Below are 7,477 nucleotides of genomic sequence, written 5' to 3' on the forward strand. Positions count from 1 at the left end.
GCCGACATCACGTCGGCAGTCCCGTTTCGCTTCCTCGCCTTCACCGGCTATGGCAACCATTCACTCTATGTCGCTGTCGCCAACATATCGGTACGGGGAAAAGCAGGAACCGATTTATGCCGGTAGGAAGGAGTACATGAGGAAGGGATTCTTCGGTCGCGGCAAACTACAGCCGCTCCCTCAGAATGACAGGTAGGGCGTTTTCTTTCTCTGGCAGTAGGGTGAGGTGTGTTCGAGGAGGGGAATTCTTCGGTCGCCTGCGGCGACCTCCCCCCCCTGTCATTCCGAGCAAGCGGTGTTCTGCAAATACGCAGGCGTTATGTCTCTGGGGATGGTAATGCAGAAATACCAACCTCTGTTGTCAAGAATAGCGCCGCGAGGAATCTCGGGCAAAGGCAGACGTTGTGCTCTACGGGGATAAAGGACCAGGAACCATTTTATAGCGGTAGTAAGGGGTGTACGAGGAGGGGATTCTTCGGTCGCGGCACACACCGCCGCTTCCTCTGAATTTCCACGCGTTACCCGCACCACGATAAACAGAAATTGTTTCTTCCGTGTGCATATTTATGCTGGAGTTCATTTACTTCCATAGCAATGACAGGTGACGCTTTTGGGGACAAGGTTGCTTGCCATATTTATTTTTACGCCACCTGGCAACAATTCCATTTCAACCGACAGAAAAGGGTTCCGCACAGTTTTGTTTGTGTACGGAACCCGTAATTGGCAGGCGGCATTTTTGCCGCCTGAGAAAGGAGGTGAAACGCCGCTGTGTCCCCGCCACCAACCAGCGGCCGGCCATGTTGATTTGCCGCGCCATCCACGCACAACCGTTCCGATGGCCCCCGTGTATCATTGTGTCCCCACCACCGACCAATGATCAGCCGGCACCTCGCACGTTGCAAGCCGGCTCCCGCAAAAACTCGATTCCTTTCATCGGTTTAAAATGTTTCAAAGTCGATATTCGCCTGTATTTATATATGTTGTCTGAACCTTCGGATGACAACGCTGTCCGCTCACGATCAATCGAATTCTACTTCAGTCTATGCTTTCAATAAACAAAAAATGAAACTCCCCGTAAAAAAAATTACCCCGGCAAATTCAAATGTTGGGGATACATACTCTGATAAAGGCTTCATCGGTTGCCGACGATTTCCTTCTCTTTTTTTGATATGTTGGCCTGGCGACCTGGCCAGGGGAAAAGCAGGAAACAGTTTATGCCGATGGTAAGCTGTGTACGAGGAGGGGATTCTTCGGTCGCGGCAAACTACAGCCGCTCCCTCAGAATGACAGGTAGGGCGTTTTCTTTCTCTGGCAGTAGGGTAAGGGGTACATGAGGATGGGATTCTTCGGCCGCCTGCGGCGCCCCCCCCTGTCATTCCGAGCAAGCGGTGTTCTGCAAGTACGCAAGCGTTATGTTTCGGGGAATGGTAATGCAGTAATACCAACCTCTGTTGTCAAGAATAGCGCCGCGAGGAATCTCGGGCAGAGGCAAGCGCTGTGCTTGACGATGGCAACCATTCACTCCATGTCGCTGATGCCAACATATCGGTACGGGGAAAACAGGAACCAGTTCATGGCGATGGTAAGGTGTACTCGAGGAGGGGATTCATCAGGCGGTTTTGGCTAATTTTTGTGTGTATGCGAAAGATAAAACCCAGGAAATAGCTTCCCCCCGTACAGTAATGGAAAAACAGTCGTGCGGAATGGCACAATGCCGGGGATGGAGTGCGGCGTCCCCCCCTGTCATTCCGAGCAAGCGGTGTTATGCAACTACGCAGGCGTTATGTTTCGGGGGATGGTAATGCAGAAACACGAGACTTTGTCGGTGGGCATAGTGCCGCGAGGAATCTCGGGCAGAGGCAGGCGTTGTGCTCTACGGGGATAAAAGACCAGGAACCAGTTTATAGCGATGGTAAGGGGTGCTCGAGAAGGGGATTCTTCGGTCGCCCCAAAAAACAGGGCTCCCTCAGAATGACAGGAACTAAGAGGCAAATATGGGAGCGGCAATAAATTGGCCGCCATTTTTTTGGTGTGTTATATTCTATATGTCGGAAGAAAAACATGCTTTTTATCCTTATTCGGCGTATCCGGCACGGGGAAACTGTGGGGGAAATTCAGTTCCCGGGCTCCGGCAACCCGATAGGCCAAAATGGAGGTGGCACCTTGCAGGGAAAAGGAAAATACATTTTCTTTTTTATGCTTGGTTTTCTATGTTTTGCAGTGGCTCAACCCCTGCTGCGTCTGCCCCTCCTGCAGATGCTCCAGCAGACAACGGGCTTTACCATGGCCTACATCACAAATCCCTTGCTCTGCGGAGTCCTGGTTGCCCTGACCGCCGGAATTTTTGAGGAAACTTTTCGTTTCCTCTTCAAAGCTATCTTCATGAAACCCGCCCGTTCAACAATACGCCAGCCGATTCTTTTTGGTTTGGGCCATGGAATTTCGGAAGTATGCGTAATGCTGTACCCCGTGATCCCCACGATTTCCATGTTTACCCTCGATCAGCTGTCCATCGTCTTTGCTGAAAGAATAATGGCTCTGACCCTCCATGTTTCATTGACCATCATGGTGTGGAATGGTTTTCAAAGGGGCAGAAAAGCCGCTTGCCTCCTGTCTGCCATCCTGGTTCACGGCCTTGCCGATGCCCTGATCCCCATCATCTCCTCTTTCAGCACTTCGGTTTCAATGATCGAGGGCGCCATAGCGGTTGTCGCTACAGGCATGGTTGTCTATGCTTACCATTCACGAAAATATTATTTGAAGGAGGAAAATCAAGGGGTATGATCAAATCTGGACACAATTCTGTCTGTTTTCTGCTTCTGGCAACGATAATCTGTTTTGGGGTACTGATCGGCATGACCGGTTGCGGCGCACAGAAGTTATCCGCAGATTTCGATGAGGCGGAAGTCAGAGCGGCAGCCGAGGGCGTGATCGCCATGGTAAACGGGAAAGATTCGGAAGGATTGAGGACAGCATCCACCGCACAGATGAAAGCCGCCCTCACCGACGAACTGTTGAATCAAATTTATGAAGACATCGGTGAAGGCGGTCAATTCCGGGGAATAAAAAACATGAATATCCGTAGCCTTGCCGGCAATAAAAATACCGGTGAACTGGCCGTCGTGGTGACCAGGGCCGAATATGAAAACAGATCTTTCATCTACACGATCTCTTTTGACAGGGAGATGAAGCTGGCCGGATTGTATTACAAATAATTTCCGGGGAAATATCGGGATAGCCGGGACAACTTTTACAGGCGGGACAATGAAAGGGGCGACCACACCCCCCCCGTTGCAGATTGATCAATCCTGCAAATTCGACTATCCACGTGATAGATGTGCTTGCACGGATGAGCGCACAAAAAAATACTTGCGTTGTCATCGTGAAAAGAGTACCAACCATCCGGGAGGAATCATACCATGTTCAACATCCTCAAGAAAATCGGTGTCAGGAAAATCAAAACCCCTGTTTTGAACATCATCGTCGAAAAAAGAAGCGGGGGCCTGCGGCGGATCAGTTTCAACCATGACCAAAATCGGTTGAACTATATTGCCGGGAAAAGAATCTTCGGCGTCCCCTACGGCCCGGCAACCGTGAAACAGATCTCATACACGGACAACAGGATCACCGCCAGCTACAGGTACCGGGATCTGGACATGGACATTGTCAGGCAGATCGAGGGTGACACCATCACCGAAACCTACACCTTCATCAACAATTCCCTCCGTCCCCTCTCCTTCGAGTCGGGAACCCTGGGCATCCAGACACCTTTCAATGATCGCTACGAGGCCGCCTCTGCCTGCCTGAAAAGAAGATGCCATGCCCACATCTGGTGCGGTGGCAACTCCACATATATACTGGGGGAACCCATGAACGCCCGCGGTGCCTGCCTCGGCCTGATCCTGCTTGAAGGCCGGATATTCCATTACGCCGTCGACCGCAAATGGAACAGCAATGACCGGGGCGACTTTGCCCTGCTCCTTCCGGCTATCACTTTCCAGAAAGGGCAAAGGCATGTGATCAGATGGCAGCTGAAAAAATATGCGGATCGGGAAGAATTCATCCGTTCCCTGGGAAGCACCCCCAACTTCGCCTTTGTGCAAGCTGACAGATACAGCATCACCGCCGGCGAACCGATCACCTGCACGATCAGGCATCGGCACCCTGAAACGGTTGAATTCTTTCTTGGCGATGAGAAGCAAGCCGGGATTACCGGCAGGGAAATCGTCGGCGATACCGGAAAGATCACTTTTTCCATCGACTCCATCGGCACCTCTGCTGCAGAAACAACCGCCACCAATGCTGCAGCATCAGCGGCCACCACCACCGAGAAGACAATCAAAATCGGCTACGGTGACGGAGCAATCACGAAGCTGGTTCTGCAGGTTTACCGCAACCCCATGGAAGTCATCGACCGCCGCCTGAATTTCCTGATTGACCGCCAGCAGGTAACAGACAGGAAGAGCAAGTTTTACGGCGGTTTCCTGCTCTATGACAACGAAACGGAGACGACTTTTGTCGAGGACCATTGTTTCAATGACCGCAATGCAGCCCGCGAACGGTCTGGAATGATCACCTCCCTGCTGGCACGGCTGATCAGGGGTGTTGAAGACAGATCCATGCGCGAAAAATATGATCGGGCAGCAGAACTGGCCCTTGCTTTTGTTGATCGGGAAATCTGCGACGACCGTGGCGTCGTTTATGAAAACGTGGGCTACCAGAAACTCCCCCACCAGAGAAAATACAACTATGCTTTCTACGCTCTTCTCTACACCCTTGCGCATCAATATACAGAGGAACATTGCTACCTGAAAAAAGCCTGCAAGATATTGCGGGAATACTATCGCCTGGGCGGCGCCCGGTTCTATGCAATCAACATTCCCATGGCCCTGATCGTGAAATTGCTGGAACAATCCACACATGCCGACAGCGGGAGGCTGCTGGCAGAAATGAAATCCAATTTTTTCTCCCACCTCGATTTCATCGTTTCCCGGGGAGAGAACTATCCACCGCATGAAGTAAAATACGAGCAGTCCATCGTCGCCCCCTCCGTGGACATGCTGCTGCAAGGTTACTGCATCAGTGCCGAGGAAAAATACCTGGATGAAGCGGAAAGGCAGTTGAAATTGCTCGAAGCATTTGCTTTTATCCAGCCCGATTTCCGCATGAACGATATCGCTATCAGGCACTGGGACGGCTACTGGTTCGGGAAACGCAAGATGTACGGAGATACTTTTCCTCACTACTGGAGCTGCATCAATGCAGGAGTTTTTGCTCGCTATGCCGAAGTCAAAAGGGATGAAGAGTATGCCAACCGGGCAGACAACATACTGTCGAACAATCTTTGCCTGATCAAGGATAGCCGGGGGGCCTGCGCATATGTATATCCTTATCTTATCAACGGTATGAAAGGAGGTTTTTACGACCCGTGGGCCAATGATCAGGACCTGGTGATATATTTCAATCTTACCTTTAACCGCGCCCTTTCCGTATCGTCCGGGTATTTGAATCAAAAAAAGCAACAAAAACAAACGGGCGAAGTTAAATAAAACATATTGTCATCGTCACACATTGCCGAACCATTCCTGGTACACTGTCAAAGCAAAAATAAAAAGACGCATCGGGAACAGCAACCGTCCTCCTGCGCTTCTAAGAATCGAGGTCATATCGTATGATGAACTTTCTACATAAACTTTTCGGCACCACCCCCGGAAAAGGGATGCAGCCCCAGGAGGCCATCGCCTACAGCATTGCCGGATTCGGGCAGAACCTGATATGTGCATTGATCTCTTCTTTTCTCCTTTTCTACTATACCGATGGAATAGGATTGCTCCCCGCAGGTGTCGCCTACCTGATGCTCGGGGTGCGTCTCTTCGACGCCTTCAATGATCCCATCATGGGCAGCATCGTGGACCGCACCAGAAGCAGATGGGGCAAGCTTCGGCCCTACCTGCTTTTTACCCCGATTCCCATCGGCATTCTGACGATTGTCTGTTTCACGACCATCCCCGGAGACTACAATACCAAATTCCTGTATGCCTCCATTACCTATGTAGCCTGGAGCATACTTTACACCATCGTCGATGTCCCCTACTGGGGCCTCTCCACGGCGCTCACCTCCGATACCAACAAACGTGCCACCCTGCTCACGGTAGCCAGGCTTTCCTGCACAGGCGGCGCAGGATTGGTCACCCTGTCCGTTCCCGCCATCGTCAATTACATTCAGAACAAAACTACCGGAGGTATCGGGCTCGAGGAGATCGCTCCGGCCCTGCAGGAAACGATGAAAGCAGCCATCTCCGCCGATCTCAGGCAATCCTTTGTTTGGATTGCGGCCATCATAGCCATCGTGGCCGTACCCATGTTTTTCATCGGTTTCAAATATACCAATGAACGCTATTATTCCCCCACCCCTCCACTTTCCCTGGGGCAGAACCTGAAGTTGCTGACCAAAAACACCCCTCTGCTGCTGATCGTGCTCTCCGGGGTGCTGGGGGCAGCCCGGCTGACCTATTTCACCAGCGGCCTTTATTTCGCCAAATACTGTCTGGACAATGCCGCCATCTTCACGGTCATCACCATCGCCACCGTTCCCGGGGGGTTACTGGCTTCTGTCTTCACCCCCTACCTCGCCAAAAAATTCGGGAAACGTGACCTTTACATATACAGTCACCTGGCCGGGGCCCTCGTCATGTTTGCCATGTTTTTCGTGGGTTGGAGAACCCCTTTTGGCCTCCTGTTCAATTTTATCGGTCTTATCCTGCTGGGCATCCCCTCGGGATTCGCCAACATCCTCACCTATGCCATGATTGCCGACACCGTCGATTATCTGGAATGGAAGACGGGTGAAAGAGCGGAAGGTATCTGTTTCTCCATGCAGACATTCATCTCCAAGATCGGGATGGCCGCATGCGCCTTCGTCACCATGCTCACGCTGAGTATCGTCGGCTTTGTAGAAAATACGGCTGCCTCGACTTATGTTCAGGATGGCATCTACTTTGCTTCCGTCTTTATAGCGGCAATAAGCATGCTGGGTACATCCATCCCCCTGTTTTTCTACAAATTTACGGAAAAAGAACAGGCGCGGGTAGTGGCGATCACCGCCGCCCGCAAGGGCCTTGATCCCGAGGAAATCGGACTGAGCAACGAAGCCATATCCAAAACAATGTAAACAGGATGTGGCATCCGGCATCACCACCGCCATCCTCAAGCACAATGCTTCCCCTTGCCCGAGATTCCACGCTGCGCTGTCCTTGCCAGCCAGGGGCCGGCGTTCCTGCAAGCATTGTATAACAGCATAACGCCTGCGTACTTGCATAACACCGCTTGCTCGGAATGACAGGGGGGGGAGGGAGCGGCGTATTTTCCGCGATCGAATAATCCCCTCCTCTTACACAGCCTACCATCGCTATAAACTGGTTCCTAGGCTTCTGTCTTTTCCCCGTACAGATATGTTGGCGTAAGCGACATAGAGTGA

At 51.7% G+C, this 7,477-nt stretch carries 4 protein-coding genes; all 4 read left to right on the top strand.

Annotation, left to right across the window (positions count from 1 at the left end; translation table 11 throughout):
* The first annotated feature begins 2,163 nt into the window (after positions 1-2,163).
* The 4 genes from GX364_07555 (at position 2,164) to GX364_07570 (ending at position 7,171) form a co-directional block, all read left to right on the top strand.
* Positions 2,164-2,784: a YhfC family intramembrane metalloprotease gene (locus tag GX364_07555; GenBank protein NLI70702.1), complete on the top strand. Its 621-nt coding sequence runs from the start codon at positions 2,164-2,166 to the stop codon at positions 2,782-2,784.
* Complete coding sequence (locus GX364_07560) at positions 2,781-3,215, top strand: DUF3887 domain-containing protein (GenBank protein ID NLI70703.1); 435 nt, start codon at positions 2,781-2,783, stop codon at positions 3,213-3,215. The genes GX364_07555 and GX364_07560 overlap by 4 nt, the downstream gene beginning before the upstream one ends.
* Before the next feature lie 204 nt (positions 3,216-3,419).
* Positions 3,420-5,549 (top strand): hypothetical protein, encoded by a 2,130-nt coding sequence (locus GX364_07565; protein NLI70704.1) that lies wholly within the window; start codon positions 3,420-3,422, stop codon positions 5,547-5,549.
* A 122-nt stretch (positions 5,550-5,671) separates the two neighbouring features.
* Positions 5,672-7,171, top strand: coding sequence for a hypothetical protein (locus tag GX364_07570; GenBank protein ID NLI70705.1), 1,500 nt, complete (start codon positions 5,672-5,674; stop codon positions 7,169-7,171).
* Positions 7,172-7,477 lie beyond the last annotated feature (306 nt).

It is taken from the genome of Bacillota bacterium, assembly GCA_012518215.1.
GTDB lineage: Bacteria > Bacillota > Dethiobacteria > DTU022 > PWGO01 > JAAYSV01.